This is a genomic window from Klebsiella sp. D5A (assembly GCF_001620885.1).
Taxonomy (GTDB): domain Bacteria; phylum Pseudomonadota; class Gammaproteobacteria; order Enterobacterales; family Enterobacteriaceae; genus Klebsiella; species Klebsiella variicola.
Genome location: NZ_LOAR01000007.1, coordinates 90,191 through 106,869, shown reverse-complemented (window position 1 = coordinate 106,869; position 16,679 = coordinate 90,191). Strand labels below are relative to the sequence as shown.

The window sequence follows — 16,679 nt, the reverse complement described above, 5'->3', positions numbered from 1 at the left end:
ACATTAATTCGCGGGCACCGGTTGTGAAGCGAAGACACGCGCTTTATCCAGCGTAATAAAAGAAATGAGCGTGAAGCACAGAGCGATACCGCCGAGTACGATATAACTGCTGGTAAAGCCCATGCTCTGGTACATATGGCCGATACCGGTCGAGAGAAAAATAGAGCTAAAGCTTTTCGAAAACTGGAAGCCAATTAAGTAAACGGTCGCTGACAGCAGAGGGTTAAAGTTAGCGGTAATATATTTTAGCGCCGCGACGAGGAGCACCGAGCTTTCAAAGCCGTGGAGGAGTTTAATCAGGCTGATGGATACCGGGCCAATAGCCCATGCGGAGCCGATAATGCGCAAGCTCATAATCAGCCCGCAGTATAACAGCGCATTTTTCGGGCCGATTTTATTCACAAACCATGGCGCAAAGAACATCACGATGGCATCAAGGAAAATCTGACCCGTGGTTAAATAACCGAAGACTTCTGCACCCCGGGCTTTACTCTCAAAGAAATGGCTGTAATAGATAGCGAACTGCTGGTCATAGGTTTCATAGACCGCCCCGACGCCAATGACATAGAGGGCGAAGAACCAGAATTTTTTAATTTTTAACAGCGAGACGGCATCGCGGAGGGTAACCGGCGAGGCTTTGCCAGACAGCAATCCCTGCTGCGGGTGGGCGCTGATCTGCATTTTCCAGACAATGACCAGCAGGCAGACGCCTGCGCCGCTGGCCAACCAGAAAATCATATTCTGATCAATGCCGTAGAGTTTTCCTGCCGCAAAGGTGCCGATCGCGGCGCCGATGCCGCCGAACATCCGCGCCCGGCCAAATTCGAAACCGGAAGCGCGGCTGACTTTATCAATGTAGGCTTCGCAAACCCCGCAGCCTGCGCCGTAGGCCATGCCAATATAAAGGCCGCCAGCCAGCGCGCCGAGGAACACATTTATTTTTAACAGGGGAGCAAAGACATAGATCCAATAAGGGGCGAATAACGTGATTATAATCGCCAGCATCCACATCAGATTTTTACGATATACCAGTTTATCGGAGATGAAGCCGAATAACGGCTGAACGCAGACGGCGACAATAGCGGTAAAGGAATAGACCAGACCGACGTCCGTATAATTGATGCCGATGGTTTCCGTTAACCACAGTGATAAATAGGGGTAGCAGCATCCCCAGCCTATAAAGAAGAACAGGAAAAACAGACAGCTGATAAAGTAATTTTTATTTGACGTTATCATGGTAACCCTCGCTTCCTTTATTCAGGAATATGATCGTGTAGACGCGGGCAACGTTACCTTTTTGCGTGGCGAGGAGTCATGAACGTTCCGCTATCGAGCAGGAGTAATCTGCTATCGGCAGAGGGGCGTGAGCCGCTTCACATTCGGGACATAAAAAAAGGGCGGATGGTTATCCGCCCTTGAGAGAGAAAAGGTCAGGCTCAGGCGTTCTGGCTTTCCGCCGCTTCGGCCTGCTTGGGCACCAGCACCGTTGGCTTGTTATCGATACGGGTCACCAGCAGCTGGTCGATCCGGTAGTTATCGATATCCACGACCTCGAACTTATACCCGGAGAACTTCACCGCGTCGGTGCGTTTCGGGATTTTACGCAGCATAAACATCATAAAGCCGCCGATGGTCTCGTAATTCCCGGACTGCGGGAACTCGTCGATATCCAGCACACGCATCACGTCATCAATCGGCGTACCGCCATCGATTAGCCACGAGTTTTCATCGCGGGCGACGATCTGCTCTTCCAGCCCCTGGCCGACGAGGTCGCCCATCAGGGTGGTCATGACGTCGTTGAGGGTGATGATCCCGACGACCAGCGCGTATTCATTCATGATCACCGCGAAATCTTCGCCGGCGGTTTTGAAGCTTTCCAGCGCTTCTGACAGGGTTAGGGTATCCGGCACGATCAGCGTGTTGCGGATCTGCACGCCGCCGGTCAGGACCAGGCTCTGGTTGGCCAGTACGCGGTTCAGCAGATCTTTTGAATCGACGTAACCGATAATGTGGTCGATATCTTCATTACAGACGAGGAATTTCGAGTGTGGATGTTCGGCCACTTTATTTTTCAGGCTCTGCTCGTCTTCGTGTAAATCAAACCAAATGACGTTTTCGCGCGAGGTCATGGAGGAAGGAACGGTACGGGACTCCAGCTCGAACACGTTCTCAATCAGCTCGTGCTCCTGCTTGCGCAGCACCCCGGCCAGCGCGCCGGCTTCAACGACGGCATAGATATCGTCGGAAGTAATATCGTCTTTACGCACCATCGGCAGTTTGAAGATGCGGAAGATCATGTTGGCCATGCCGTTAAACAACCACACCAGCGGGCGGAAGACTAACAGGCAGAAGCGCATCGGGTTGATGATGCGCAGAGCCACGGTTTCGGGCGCAATCATACCGATGCGTTTCGGAGTCAGGTCAGCAAACAGGATGAACAAGCTGGTGACCAGGGTAAAAGAGATGATGAAGCTCAGCTGCTCGGACAGCTCCGGCGACATATACCCGCTGAGCAGGCTATGAAACGCCGGGGAGAAGGCCGCGTCGCCCACGATACCGCCAAGAATGGCGACGGCATTGAGGCCGATTTGCACGACGGTAAAGAAGGTGCCCGGGTTCTCCTGCATCTTCAGCACGCGCTGTGCGTTGACGTTGCCTTCATCGGCCAGCAGTTTCAGTTTGATTTTACGTGAGGCGGCCAGTGAGATTTCCGATATCGAAAAAAAGGCACTGACGGCTATCAGACAGAGTATTACTAAAATACTGTTTAACATATCTTTTCTGACCGTTGAGGTCAGATCCTCGGAAGGGAAGTTGATCGAACTATAAGGAAGCTACTTGAACACCCGCCCACAGGCGTGGGCTGGCAATTTCAGAAGGTAGTATAGCGTAACAGTCAGCAAAATCGCCAGAGCATTGATTAATCATTGTTAATTACGCGGTTATCTCTCCGCCACGCGTCAGCGTAAACGCGTACTTATGATGACAGGTGCGTCGCAGGATAATTCCCGCAACAAGAGCGACTCATCTGCAGGTGAAAGGGAAGTCGATGATCCGCTAATAAAGGGAGCGGAGTCGATCACAGAAATTCATCTGCCATGATAATAGCGGATGAAAATTTGTGATGAGAATAGCATCGGTATTTTTACCGTCTTGACCATTCGTATTTAGTAATAGAAATATATCTGTAATTGAAAACGATACCGCAAACGATTTCACATTGGTTTAGATAATATATAGATACCGTCATATTCTTTTCCGTTTCATTTCAAGTTGATTAATTTTAGGGATAAAATATGCATACAAAAACCGCTTTTATTATGTGTTGCGTTCTTGGCATTCCTGCAGCCGGTCACGCGCTGACCTTTGATGTCAGGGGAGGATATCGGGCGGGAAGCCACTCTTACGAGTCCCGCTATAAGGTCAGTCAGGGATGGGAAACAGGCTGGTGGGCGAGTATGGAGATGGATAACAAAAACAACAAAAATAACCATCAGGGCAACCAGGGTACCGACAGAGCTGATGGTTCCCACTCCTTTGGCGACAGCACGGTCGATTATAATGAAATAGAGGCTAACTATAGCTGGCCATTCGCCGATAAATGGGCCTTGCAGCCTGGCGGCATCTATCACTGGAGCAGCAAAGGCACTCAGCTACGGCCTTATCTGCGCGTTAATTATAAAGCCACGCCCGACCTTACCTTTGGGCTGCGTTATCGCTATGACTACAACACTTATGAAACGGTCAATAGTGCCGGTGAGTCGCATCGGGATAGCGTCAATCGTCTGGATTTATATGTTGCCTATAAATTTAATGCACAATGGAGCGCCTTATATCAAGGCACGGTCTATCGCCACGTCAATGACGACTATAAGTATAAAAATGATAAGTCTTCGGCGACAGAAAATGCGCTAACGCTACGCTATAAATGGAATGACTGGTTTAGTCCCTATATCGAATATGATTATCTCGGGAAACAGGGCTACCATGACGGCCAAAATAAAATCTCAGAATCACGGTATCGTATTGGCATGACGTTTACGCTATAACCTCCCCCTGACGAGCAAGAATCAATATCTGATAACATTAGCTGGCATAATATTAAATACTGCCCCGGCCCTGTCACACCCTTTGGGCCGGGAACCTTCGCCGCTTAGCGATAAGGCCGCGTGGAAGCGCGCGGGATCAGCGTGGGTAGAGAATAGCGCTGAGGATTTTCCACATGGTTGCTTAACAGTAACTCGACAGCATGGCTGGCAAGCTGATCAAGCGGCGTTTTTACCGAGGTTAAGGGGATCGGCAGACGGCTGACCAAAGGAATGTCGTTATAACCCACCAGCGAAACGTCTCGGCCTATCTCCAGTCCGAGTCGATGTGCCGCCGCCATCACGCCGATCGCCAGGTCATCATTGACGGCGAAAATGGCGCTGGGGCGCGCAGGACTATTCAGTATTTCATAACCGGCGTTTTCACCGGCCACAATGGTAAAATCGGAATCTCGCCACCACTGGGGATTCACCTCGGCCTGCGCTTCCTGCATGGCCCGCAGGAAACCCTTTTGCCGGTTTAAGGTGCTCGATGAAAAATTCGGCCCGGCAATGATGCCGATTTCCCGGTGCCCTAAATCCAGTAAATGGCGGGTCGCCAGATAACCCCCCAGTTCGTCATCACCAATGGCCGATGGACTAATGCCGTCGGTGCGTAGCGCCAGAACATGGTTGATCTGTTTTTCCCGTAGCTGCTGGGGCAGGCGATCGCCCAGGCGGCAGGTGGAAAGGATCAGGCCGTCCACCCGGCGGTCTAACAGAGATTGCGTGGCGCGCTCTTCCGTTTCTGGATCGTTGCCACAGGTGGCCACTACCGTGAAATACCCATGGCGCGCAGCGGCCTGAGAGACGGCTTCATAGAACATCGCCGTCACGGTATCAGTCAATCTGGGCACCAGAACGCCTATCGTGCCGGTATCGCCCCGGCGCAGACTTGACGCCACGTAGTCACGTCGATAACCCAGCAGCTTCGCCGCTTCGCGTATTTTTTCAGCGGAAGGGCTGCGGGACGGGGGGAGACGTTCATCCAGCACGCGTGAAACAGTTGAAACACTCACGCCTGCAGCGCGTGCCACATCCTGCATCGTGATCGTTCTTCCATTTTGCTCTGAAGATGACTGATTTCCCATGACCGATTCCCTGTTTAAATTCAGCTGAGATTGTATTCGTAGTTATTTCGCCCACGCAACTGAATTGGCGTGAGCGGTAACAGGCAATAATGTGGGAAATAGATCACGTAATGCAGATTGATAAACATTTAAGCCGCTCTTTTTTGTGATTCGAATTGCATTTATTCGCAGAGTACCCTTGATCTTGCGGAGTAAAGGGAAGACATTCCAATTCACTTGCAATCGTTCCTGCAATCGATTTCAAGAAGGGGATTTTATCATCTTTATTGTTGAAATGTGTAAGGAGTTAACATGAAAGCACTTGATTTGCGTGGTATTGTTCCAGCCCCCGTTACCCCTTTTACCCGCGATGGACGCATCGATCATCAAGCGATCAAACGCTTAGGTTCCTGGCTTGGCAGCGTGAAAGGCGTGAAAGGTCTGGTGGTGCTGGGACATGCCGGGGAAGGTACCTTCCTGACTCAGCAGGAGCAGGCCGATGTTATCCGTAGTTTTGTGGACTCGACCGAAGGCCGCGTGCCGGTTATCGCCGGTATTACCGGCGAAGGGACGGAAGTGGCGGCGCTGGAAGCACAGCGTGCCGTCGACGCTGGCGCCTCTGCTGGCCTGCTGTATCCCTCCCATGGCTGGCTGCGTTTTGGCTACCAAAAAGGGGCGCCGCAGGATCGTTATCGCGTGGTATACGAAGAGAGCGGCCTGCCGCTTATTCTGTTTCAGTATCCGGATGTCACGAAAGCCACCTATAACCTCGAAACGATGCTGGATATCTCCGCGCAACCGGGAGTCTTTGCGATGAAAAATGGCGTGCGGAATATGCGCCGCTGGGATACGGAAATTCCGGTGATTCGCCGCGAACGCCCTGATTTACAGATCCTCAGCTGTCATGATGAATACCTGCTGCATACCGCCTTCGATATTGATGGTTTCCTGGTGGGATATGGCAATATTGCCCCTGAACTCCTGCTGGAACTGCTGGAGGCCGGAAAAGCGCAGGATTATGTGAAGGCCAAAGCGGTTCACGACCGTCTGCTGCCGGTTACCAAGGCCGTTTATCACCGTGGCTCGCATATGGAAGGCACGGTCGCGCTGAAACATGCTCTGGTTGAACGTGGCATCCTGGAACACGCGACCGTTCGTTCACCGTTGTTACCGCTGGAACCCGGCGCGGAAGAAGAGATCAAAGCGGCTATCCGTGAAGCAGGTATTAAAAAAGCGGTTATTTAATTCATTATTTGTATGTTAAACCCGTATTCTTCATGAATACGGGTTGGTTTTACCAGGGACTATCCGGTTTTATTCAATATATAAGGTTGGCCATATAATATTCTGTAAAGATAATATAATGAGGCTGTCATGAATAATTTAGAAAAAACATCTTCCACTGTACCCGCACAAATAGAAAAACTTCCCTTCTCTCAATTAATTCGCCGTATTGGTCCGGGTATTGTTCTTACCGGGGTCGTTGTCGGTCCCGGCGCTATCACCACCGCGTCGATGTTAGGGGCGGACTATGGCTACTCTTTGTTATGGCTGCTGATCCCCATTGCCTTTATGGGGATCACGTTTATGTTGACGACCTATCGTATCTCGATGCTCACCGGAATGCCGTCAATCGAGGCGATACGTCACTATTACGGTAAAGTCGCCTCGGGGTTTGTGGGGGGGCTACTTTTTTAGCCTGTCTTTTTTTTACCATGGGGAATATCTCGGGTACCGGGGCCGGCATGAACCTGGTTTTCGGCATTGACTGGAAACTCGGTGCGTTAATTATGATTGCGGTGATGATCTATTGCTATTTCTCTAAAGGCGTTTATTCCAAAGTCGAAAAAGGGATCACTATTTGTATTGTGGCAATGATTATCGCTTTTTATATTACCCTGGTAGGGACGGGGGGACCAGACTGGAAAGCCAGTGGCGAAGGGTTAACGCATTGGATGTTTCCTGCGGGGAGTTTAGTCACCGCCCTGGGCTTTATCAGTACCAATGCCTCCCTGACGACCGGGATCTACGGCACTTACCTTGGCAAAGAGAAAAAATGGAAAAAAGATGACCTCTTTAATGGCGTGATGGTGGCGGATACCGTCGCCCATATTATCGGTGTGCTGCTGATCAGCGGGGCGATTATTCTGGTGGGGGCCATCGTCCTTTTTCCGCAAGGGATATCAATCAATACGCCGACGCAGCTGGCCGATTTGTTAACGCCCAGTATGGGACGGGCGGCAAAATACATTATGGGTGTCGCCCTATTGGGGGCGGGTTTCTCATCTCTACTGGGGAATACTCAGCGTGGGGTTGTGCTGCTCAATTCCGGCTTCAATAAATCTACCGCGCTGGAGAGTAAAGCGGTCCAGTGGGGATCCATGGTGGTGCTGGTGGTGGCGGGGTTAATCTGCTTTAGCTTTGGCGGTTCGCCGGTGCAGTTAATTTACTTAGCGAATGTGGCAACGGCGGTATCCACGCCGGTCGCCGGCTTGTTTATTTGCCTGCTGCTGTGGCGAAAGGATATTAATAAAGGATACAAGGCGCCACGGTTATTACAAATATGCATGGCGATCAGCTATCTCTTTTGTTTGTTGCTCACTCTCGTTGCGCTGATAAATACCTTACCTAAGTTTATGTCCTCTCTTTCAACCCTGTTTTGAGGTGGGGTATGACTGATGCTGCGCGATTAAGCGAAGGCTGGAATCAGATGCGTCCCGGCATGGGCGTTGTGCAAGTACGTATAACAGAGGGAAAATAAAATGGAAGAGACTGTTTTACTGGATGTGCAGAGAATACAGACCTCCGAACAGAGCAGCATTATTCTTCACTCTGTCCGGGCGGTGGATTTAGTGAATCACCTGGTACCTGAGTTACACCTCCTCGATAGCCACAGCGAGCCATACAACGTCCAAAAAACAGTGGTTAACTGCCTTTATGCCGGACAACAGCTTGCCAGAGAACGGCGGGTTGTTTTGCCATTATTGCCAGAGTCGCTCTATTTGCTGGGTGGGATGGTGATTGCTGCCGGGAAGACCATCGAGAAAAAAGAGGTTATTACCCATAATCGTCTGTGCGAAGAGGCCGGGAGGCTGCTGAAAGACGAGGCGGTATGGGAGAGTATCGACATTATAAGAAGTGTTGCTCTGCCTGTTTACCGCCGGCTGGTGAAAGAGCAGCGCACCCACGTCGCCTCTTTATTACAGGCTCTGCTGCATATCCTTGCCTGGCGTAGCGAGAGTGGCTGGGCGCGGGACCAGGCGCAAAGAATACTATGGGCCGGGGGCGTGTTCGGAACGGCAGGCATCGATTCGCTAATCGCTTTCGATCGGGCATTGGCAGAGAAAGAGATGACGTTTCCGTCATTGCGTGAATGGTTAACCGTGACGGCATTTCTGGCCCACTTCCCTGCGGGCCCGGTCTTTTCTGATTAACCACCACTCCCCGATAGCGCAATCGGGTTGTTACTGAGGCGGCAGGCACACGCCGATGCCGCCGATGCCGCAATAGCCGTGCGGGTTTTTATACAGATACTGCTGATGATCGTCTTCGGCATAGTAGAAGGGTTTGGCGGTAGCGATCTCGGTAGTGATGTGACGAGTATCGTGCGCGTCGTTCATCGCCGCCTGGAAGCGGGCGAGGCTGGCCTTTGCCGCTGCCGTTTGTTCCGGCGTCAGCGGGTAAATCGCCGAACGGTACTGGGTACCGTGGTCGTTGCCCTGTCGCATGCCCTGCGCCGGATCGTGATTTTCCCAGAACACCTGTAATAACTGCTCATAGCTAATCACCTGCGGATCGTAAACCACGCGCACTGCTTCCGCGTGACCGGTCTGGCCGCTGCACACTTCGCGATAGGTCGGATTTGGCGTATAGCCGCCGGTATAGCCTGCGGCGGTGCTGTAAACCCCCGGCAATTGCCAGAACAGGCGCTCCACTCCCCAGAAGCAGCCCATGGCGAACAGCGCCACTTCCATCCCCGCCGGGACGTTGGTCATCGAGTGGCCGTTAACTGCGTGGAGCGTCGCCACTGGCATGGGGGTATTGCGTCCAGGCAGCGCATCCGCCTGGGCGACAAGATGCGTTTTATCAAATAGACTCACGGTTGGCCTCTCAATACAGAAATCGTCGTTAAGGTTGTAACGAAGCGTGTCTTTTAACACAATAAACACGCGTAATACGTCTAGATTAATACATAAGAATTATTTGGGTTATTGCCACTTTTTCAACCCTGGTTGTTAGGGTTTTGTTAAGCCGTGGAGCGGCGCCAGTGTTTCCTGTAGGGGGAAACAGGGAGATTCAGGAGAAAATGTGCTAAAAATCCGCCAGTTATGTATCACCAGCCTTTTGCTGGTCAGCGGGGTCGCCAGCGCAGCGAATGTGCGTTTGCAGGTTGAGGGATTATCCGGGGAGCTGGAGAGAAACGTTCGCGCCCAGCTTTCCACCATCCAGAGTGATGAGGTCACGCCGGATCGTCGCTTTCGCGCGCGCGTCGATGACGCCATTCGCGAAGGTCTGAAAGCGCTGGGTTATTACGAGCCGACGATTGAATTTGATTTACGTCCGCCGCCGAAAAGGGGGCGTCAGGTGCTGATCGCCAAAGTGACCCCGGGTGAACCGGTGCGCATTGGTGGAACCGAGGTCATTCTGCGCGGCGGCGCCCGTACCGATAGCGACTATCTGGCGCTGCTAAAAACGCGTCCGGCCATCGGGACGGTGCTGAACCATGGCGATTATGACGGTTTCAAGAGCTCGTTGACCCGCGTCGCCCTGCGCAAAGGCTACTTTGACAGCGAGTTCAACAAAAGCCAGCTCGGGGTCTCCCTTGACCGCCACCAGGCGTTCTGGGATATCGATTATGACAGCGGCGAGCGCTATCGCTTTGGTCACGTCACCTTCTCCGGATCGCAAATTCGCGATGAATACCTGCAAAACCTCGTGCCGTTTAAAGAGGGCGACTACTACACCTCGCAGGATCTGGCCGAGCTAAACCGCCGCCTGGCGGCGACCGGCTGGTTCAGTTCAGTCGTGGTGGCGCCTGATTTCGCTAAATCACGGAAAACCAAGGTGCTGCCTCTGCAGGGCGTTGTTTCGCCACGCAAAGAGAACACCGTGGAAACCGGGGTTGGTTTTTCAACCGATGTCGGGCCGCGCGTGAAAGCCACGTGGAAAAAACCGTGGATGAACTCGTATGGCCACAGCCTGACCTCCAGCGTCAGCCTCTCCGCTCCGGAGCAGCAGTTCGACTTTACCTATAAAGTCCCGCTGCTGAAGAGCCCGCTCGAGCAGTACTATCTGATGCAGGGCGGCTTTAAGCGCACCGATCTTAATGACACCCAGGCCGACTCCACCACGCTTGGGGTATCGCGTTTCTGGGAGATGTCGAGCGGCTGGCAGCGGGCGATCAACCTGCGCTGGAGCCTGGACCACTTTACCCAGGCGAACGTCACCAACACCACCATGCTGATTTACCCTGGGGTCTCGGTGAACCGCACTCGCTCTCGCGGCGGTCTGATGCCCACCTGGGGCGATTCACAGCGCTACTCCGTGGACTACTCCAACACCATGTGGGGCTCGGACATCAACTTCATCGTGATGCAGGCCCAGGACGTCTGGATCCGTACCCTCTATGACCGCCACCGCTTTGTGGTGCGCGGCAACCTTGGCTGGATCGAAGCGGACAACTTTGACAAGGTGCCGCCGGATCTGCGCTTTTTCGCCGGGGGCGACCGCAGTATTCGCGGCTATAAATACAAATCTATCTCGCCGAAGGACGATGACGGCAAGCTGATCGGGGCCTCGAAGCTGGCGACCGGCTCGCTGGAGTATCAGTACAACGTCAGTGGTAAATGGTGGGGCGCCGTGTTTGTCGATAGCGGCGAAGCGGTCAGCGATATTCGCGAGAGCGATTTCAAAACCGGCGCCGGGGTGGGCGTGCGCTGGCAGTCGCCGGTGGGGCCGATCAAGCTGGATATCGCCCGGCCGATCGGCGACAAAGAAGAGCATGGTTTACAGTTTTACATCGGTCTGGGGCCTGAATTATGAGTTTATGGAAGAAAATAAGCCTCGGCGTCTTAATCGTGTTGGTGCTCCTGCTGGGCACCGTCGGGTTCCTGGTGGGGACGACCACCGGCTTGCATCTGGTGTTCAAAGCGGCGGATCGCTGGGTACCGGGGCTGGATATCGGCAAAGTCACCGGTGGCTGGCGTGATTTAACCCTCGATAATGTCCGCTACGAGCAGCCCGGGGTGGCGGTCACCGCCGGTCAGTTTCACCTCAGCGTCAGGTTGCGCTGCCTGTGGGACAGCAGCCTGTGCGTAAACGACATCGCGCTGCGCGATATTTACGTTGCCGTCGATACGAAGAAGATGCCGCCCGCCGCGCCGGTCGAGGAAGAAGACAGCGGGCCGCTGAATCTCTCCACCCCTTATCCGATCACCCTCAGCCGCGTCGCACTGCATAACGTCAACGTCAAAATCGACGATACTGCAGTGTCCGTGCGCGATTTTTCCACCGGCCTGAACTGGCAGGAGAAAAACCTGACCCTGACGCCGACCTCGCTGCAGGGGCTGCTAATCGCCCTGCCGAAGGTGGCGAAAGTGGCGCAGGAGCAGGTGGTCGAGCCGAAAATCGACAACCCGAAGCCGCAGGAAAAACCGCTCGGCGAGACGATGACCGACCTCTTCTCGCAGCCGGTGCTGCCGGCAATGACCGATGTCCATCTGCCGCTGAACCTCAATATTCAGGCGTTCCGCGGGGAACAACTACGCCTGACCGGCGATACCGACATCACCGTGTATAACCTGCTGCTGAAAGTCAGCAGTATCGACGGTCAGATGAAGCTCGACGCCCTCGATATCGACTCCGATCAGGGCAAGGTCAGCGCCTCGGGCCACGCGCAATTGCAGGATAACTGGCCGGTGGACATTACCCTCGCCGGAACGCTGAACGTTGACCCGATGAAAGGGGAGAAGGTGCAGCTGAAGGTGGGCGGTGAAGTGCGTAAAACGCTTAAGGTCGGGGTGGACTTAAGCGGGCCAGTCGCGGCCACGCTGCGCGCGGATGCGCAGCTGGCGGAGGCCGGGCTGCCGCTCAATATGGAGCTGAAGAGTAAGCAGCTCGCCTGGCCATTCAGCGGCGAGAAGCAGTTCCAGGCCGATGATGTCCAGCTGAAGTTCAGCGGCAAAATGACCGACTACGCGCTGGCCTTCTCCACGGCGGTGAAAGGTCAGTCGCTGCCGCCGGCGAAAATCACCCTCAACGCCAAAGGCAATGAGCGGCAGATTAATCTCGACAAGCTGACGGTCAACGCCCTGGAAGGGAAAACCGAGCTGAAGGCGCTGCTCGACTGGCAGCAGGCGATCAGCTGGCGCGGCGAGCTGACCCTCGATGGGATCAACACCGCCAAAGAGGTGCCGGACTGGCCGTCGAAGCTCAACGGCATGATCAAGACCCAGGGCAGCCTGTACGGCGGCAGCTGGCAGATGTCGGTGCCGGAGCTGAAAATTACCGGCAACGTGAAGCAGAACAAAGTGGATGTTTCGGGCTCGCTGCAGGGTAACAGCTATCTGCAGTGGAAAATCCCGGGCCTGCACCTGGCGTTAGGCCCGAACAGCGCCGATATCAAAGGTGAGCTTGGGGTGAAGGATCTTAACCTCGACGCCACTATCGATGCCCCGCATCTGGATAATGCATTGCCGGGGCTTGGCGGAACGGCGAAGGGGCTGGTGAAAGTGCGCGGCACTGTCGATGCGCCGCAGCTTCTGGCCGACATCACCGCCCGGGCGCTGCGCTGGCAGGAACTGACGATCGCCCAGGTCAACGTCAAAGGGGACGTGAAATCCACCGATCAGATTGGCGGTAACCTGGACGTGCGGGTAGATCGCATTAGCCAGCCGGGGGTCAATATCAGTTTGGTGCAGCTCAATGCCAAAGGTACTGAGAAGCAGCATGAGCTGCGGCTGCGCGTGCAGGGCGATCCGGTTTCCGGCCAGCTGACGCTGGCAGGCAGCTTCGATCGTCAGGCCGAACGCTGGAGAGGCTCGCTGAGCGATACCCGCTTCCAGACGCCGGTAGGGCCGGTAGCGCTGACGCGCAGCATTGCGCTGGACTACCGCAACCAGGAGCAGAAAATCAGCATTGGGCCACACTGCTGGACCAACCCGAACGCCGAGCTTTGCGTCCCGCAGACCATCGACGCGGGCGCCAGCGGGCGGGCGCGAGTGAACCTCAACCGCTTCGATCTGGCGATGCTTAAGCCGTTTATGCCGGAGGCGACCCAGGCCAGCGGCGTGTTTACCGGTAATGCCGATGTGAGCTGGGACACCACCAAAGAGGGGCTGCCGCAGGGCAAAGTGACCCTCAGCGGGCGCAACGTCAAGGTGACCCAGGTGGTCAACGACGCGCCGCTGCCGGTGGCATTCGATACGCTGAACCTCAGCGCCGACCTGCATAACAATCGCGCCGAGCTGGGCTGGCTTATCCGCCTGACCAACAATGGTCAACTGGATGGGCAGGTGCAGGTCACCGACCCGCAGGGGCGGCGTAATCTCGGCGGCAACGTCAATATCAGCAACTTCTCGCTGGCGATGATCAACCCGATTTTCGCTCGCGGCGAAAAAGCCGAGGGGAGGCTCAACGCCCGTCTGCGTCTGGGCGGCAACGTGAAAAGCCCGCAGCTGTTCGGCCAGATGCAGCTCAGCGGGGTGGATATCGATGGCAACTTCATGCCGTTTGATATGCAGCCGAGCCAGCTGGCGATGAACTTCAACGGCACGCGCTCGACCCTGCAGGGGACGGTGAACACCCGCCAGGGGCAAATTGCTCTCAGCGGCAACGCCGACTGGACGCAGATCGATAACTGGCGGGCGCAGATTGCAGCGAAGGGCAGCCGGGTGCGGATCACGGTGCCGCCGATGGTGCGTCTCGATGTGTCGCCGGACGTGGTGTTTACCGCCACGCCGAGCCTGTTCAGCCTTGATGGCAAGGTGGATGTGCCCTGGGCGCGGATCGTGGTCAACGAGGTGCCAGAGAGCGCGGTTGGCGTCTCCTCTGATGAAGTGATGCTGGATAAAAACCTCAAGCCGATTAATCAGCAGAGCGCCGGTATCCCGATCAACAGCAACCTGACGATTCACGTCGGCAACAACGTGCGTCTGGAAGCCTTTGGTCTGAAAGCGCGTCTGACCGGTGATTTGAAAGTGGCGCAGGACAAGCAAGGCTTGGGCCTCAACGGGCAGATCAATATTCCGGACGGCCGCTTCCACGCCTATGGTCAGGATCTGATTGTTCGCAAAGGGGAGCTGCTGTTCTCCGGTCCGCCGGATCAGCCGCTGCTGAATATCGAAGCGATTCGTAACCCGGATGCTACCGAAGACGATGTGATCGCCGGCGTTCGCGTCACCGGCTCCGCCGATCAGCCGAAAGCGGAGATCTTCTCTGACCCGGTGATGTCCCAGCAGGAAGCGCTATCTTATCTGCTGCGCGGCCAGGGTTTGAGCAGCGGACAGAGCGATAGCGCCGCGATGACCTCAATGCTTATTGGAATGGGGGTTGCACAAAGTGGTCAGGTTGTGGGTAAAATCGGCGAGACGTTTGGCGTAAGCAATTTGGCGTTGGACACCGAAGGGGTAGGCGACTCTTCCCAGGTGGTGGTCAGCGGCTATGTACTGCCGGGTCTGCAGGTAAAATATGGGGTCGGTATTTTCGACTCCCTGGCGACGCTGACTTTACGTTATCGCCTGATGCCTAGGCTATATGTGGAAGCGGTGTCTGGCATTGACCAGGCGCTCGATTTGCTCTATCAGTTTGAGTTTTAGCAATGCGAATATTTGTTTACGGCAGTTTACGACGCAAACAAGGCAACAGCCACTGGATGACCAACGCCCAGTGGCTGGGCGCTCATAGTGTCAACGATTATCAGCTGTACAGCCTGGGCCACTATCCAGGCGCGGTGCCCGGCGAAGGCACAGTACATGGTGAAGTTTATCGTATTGATGCATCGACGCTGGCCGAACTGGATGCGCTACGCACGAAGGGGGGCGAGTATGCGCGCCACCTCATTCAGACGCCTTACGGCAGCGCATGGATGTATGTGTATCAACGTTCCGTTGAGGGATGCACGTTGATAGCGAACGGCAACTGGTTGGATCGCGACCAGTACTAACCACGACAGCGCCACCTTCGGGTGGCGTTGTTTTTTCTGCTCCATGCCTTACCAGAGTGGCAGACGATCCTTCGCCAGCCACATCGCGGAAGCCAGCGTCGTCAGCACGAGAAAGAATAATCGTCGTGTTGGAGTACTGAACATTACATGATCTCCTCGAGCGCGGTATGGCGGGCCACTCCCTGCAGGTAGCGCCGCATCGCCGAGCGCATCTTCAGCCAGTCAGCTACCCGGTGTGATAATAACCAGGCCGTTGGGCCAATCAGCTCCAGTACCGCCAGGATCCCGCCGAAACTGAGTAATAATAGGGACAGCATGTCCAGTGAATCCTGAACCTGCCACCAGACGCTCCGGCCTGACTGAAGGGCACTGATGAGTTCAACAGCGAGAAATAGCAGATACATCACCAGCGCGAGGCCGTAAAACAGGTAATAGAGCAGCGCCAGTTGTCGGCGACCTGGATAGAGTGGATGGTTTTTTATATAAGCCGCGCCGTCGCTGGCATTGTATAGCGCGTGGATCGCACGGCTGTCGCGCTCGTACACGGCGACGAGGCGATCGCCAATGGCGATAAACGGTGGCTGACGACGATAGAGAACGGGATGCAGCGCGAAATTGGCGCAGCCTGCCTGCCACCAGAAGGCCAGCGGCGCCGTGTCGCATTGTATCCCAACGCCATGGTATTCCCGCGTTGGGTTCCCCGCGAACCACTTCTTAAAAACGATATTGCTAATTTTTCCCGTCCGGACGGCATAGCGTTCCGGCAGGGCTTGCGTAAAAGGCATTGCCGACTGGCGGACGGCCCGCGCCGTTGCGGGTAGTGGCTGGCAAAAGGAAAAGTCGCGGCGGCGGGCCATTGCCATCTTCGCCAGCAGATCGCGCATGGCGGGGTGCCGTTTTAGCACCGGGTGGAACAGTCGCTCATAGAGCCCTGTTAACAGTCCGATGAAGGCCAGTATCGCGATAATGCCGCAGCCGAACCTTCCCCATTCTGAGGTGCTCATCACGAGCGGGATAAGAGCGAAGATGAGCGTCAGCAGGCTGATAATCAGCAGCGGACGGGCCCAGCGCGTTACCCGTTGACTGGGTTCAAGGAGCGTTTCGCCATCGCTGAGCCAGTGGATCCAGTAACAGCCGTTGTCCAGACGGCGGACGCCAAGGTGCAGAGGCTGATTGATCGTCAGGCGGTCAAAAAGCGCGGGGTCTTTAAAATAGCGTTTATCGGTATAAAAGACATGCTCGCCGGCGATAAGGCGCAGATATCCCTGTTTTTCACAGGCGGCGGTGGTGAAACCGGTATAGTTCAGAGTGAAATAGCGAACGCTTTTCACGGGACACCCTCCATGGTGTTATCGCGGCTAT

Annotated in this window: 11 protein-coding genes and 1 pseudogene; 7 read left to right on the top strand and 5 right to left on the bottom strand. The window is 54.9% G+C overall.

The window, feature by feature from the left end:
* Positions 1-3: 3 nt before the first annotated feature.
* Together AS136_RS11760 and paeA are read right to left on the bottom strand one after the other, a co-directional pair.
* Positions 4-1,236 carry an oligosaccharide MFS transporter gene (locus AS136_RS11760; RefSeq protein WP_023323517.1) on the bottom strand — a complete coding sequence of 411 codons (1,233 nt, stop codon included), beginning with the start codon at positions 1,234-1,236 and terminating at the stop codon, positions 4-6.
* A gap of 200 nt (positions 1,237-1,436) precedes the next feature.
* Positions 1,437-2,774, bottom strand: coding sequence for a polyamine export protein PaeA (gene paeA / locus AS136_RS11755; protein ID WP_008807158.1), 1,338 nt, complete (start codon positions 2,772-2,774; stop codon positions 1,437-1,439).
* A 522-nt stretch (positions 2,775-3,296) separates the two neighbouring features.
* On the opposite strand from paeA, the gene AS136_RS11750 reads away from it, so the two are divergent.
* Complete coding sequence (locus tag AS136_RS11750) at positions 3,297-4,049, top strand: oligogalacturonate-specific porin KdgM family protein (RefSeq protein WP_023323518.1); 753 nt, start codon at positions 3,297-3,299, stop codon at positions 4,047-4,049.
* A gap of 104 nt (positions 4,050-4,153) precedes the next feature.
* Here the strand turns inward: AS136_RS11750 and AS136_RS11745 are convergent, their stop codons facing one another.
* Complete coding sequence (locus AS136_RS11745) at positions 4,154-5,176, bottom strand: LacI family DNA-binding transcriptional regulator (RefSeq protein ID WP_022065389.1); 1,023 nt, start codon at positions 5,174-5,176, stop codon at positions 4,154-4,156.
* 291 nt (positions 5,177-5,467) lie between these two features.
* Here AS136_RS11745 and AS136_RS11740 point away from each other — a divergent pair, with 291 nt between their 5' ends.
* The 3 genes and pseudogenes from AS136_RS11740 to AS136_RS11730 all read left to right on the top strand — a co-directional run bounded on the left by AS136_RS11740 (position 5,468) and on the right by AS136_RS11730 (position 8,589).
* The gene (locus AS136_RS11740; protein WP_008807155.1) at positions 5,468-6,400 is read left to right on the top strand and encodes a dihydrodipicolinate synthase family protein; all 933 of its coding nucleotides are present in this window, start codon (positions 5,468-5,470) and stop codon (positions 6,398-6,400) included.
* Between the two features lie 129 nt (positions 6,401-6,529).
* Positions 6,530-7,818: pseudogene (locus AS136_RS11735) on the top strand (Nramp family divalent metal transporter).
* A gap of 99 nt (positions 7,819-7,917) precedes the next feature.
* Entirely contained in the window at positions 7,918-8,589 is a 672-nt protein-coding gene (locus AS136_RS11730) for a hypothetical protein (protein ID WP_008807153.1), read from the top strand.
* A gap of 30 nt (positions 8,590-8,619) precedes the next feature.
* Here AS136_RS11730 and msrA read toward each other — a convergent pair whose 3' ends face one another.
* Positions 8,620-9,255: a peptide-methionine (S)-S-oxide reductase MsrA gene (gene msrA / locus AS136_RS11725; RefSeq protein WP_008807152.1), complete on the bottom strand. Its 636-nt coding sequence runs from the start codon at positions 9,253-9,255 to the stop codon at positions 8,620-8,622.
* Positions 9,256-9,463: 208 nt separating this feature from the next.
* Here msrA and tamA point away from each other — a divergent pair, with 208 nt between their 5' ends.
* The 3 genes from tamA to AS136_RS11710 are packed head-to-tail and all read left to right on the top strand — an operon-like array spanning position 9,464 to position 15,317.
* Positions 9,464-11,197 (top strand): autotransporter assembly complex protein TamA, encoded by a 1,734-nt coding sequence (gene tamA, locus AS136_RS11720; protein ID WP_008807151.1) that lies wholly within the window; start codon positions 9,464-9,466, stop codon positions 11,195-11,197.
* Complete coding sequence (gene tamB, locus AS136_RS11715) at positions 11,194-14,970, top strand: autotransporter assembly complex protein TamB (RefSeq protein ID WP_008807150.1); 3,777 nt, start codon at positions 11,194-11,196, stop codon at positions 14,968-14,970. The genes tamA and tamB overlap by 4 nt, the downstream gene beginning before the upstream one ends.
* A 2-nt stretch (positions 14,971-14,972) precedes the next feature.
* On the top strand, positions 14,973-15,317 hold the full coding sequence (locus tag AS136_RS11710; RefSeq protein ID WP_008807149.1) for a gamma-glutamylcyclotransferase family protein: 345 nt from the start codon (positions 14,973-14,975) through the stop codon (positions 15,315-15,317).
* A 143-nt stretch (positions 15,318-15,460) separates the two neighbouring features.
* Here the strand turns inward: AS136_RS11710 and AS136_RS11705 are convergent, their stop codons facing one another.
* On the bottom strand, positions 15,461-16,648 hold the full coding sequence (locus tag AS136_RS11705; protein ID WP_063266791.1) for a hypothetical protein: 1,188 nt from the start codon (positions 16,646-16,648) through the stop codon (positions 15,461-15,463).
* Positions 16,649-16,679 lie beyond the last annotated feature (31 nt).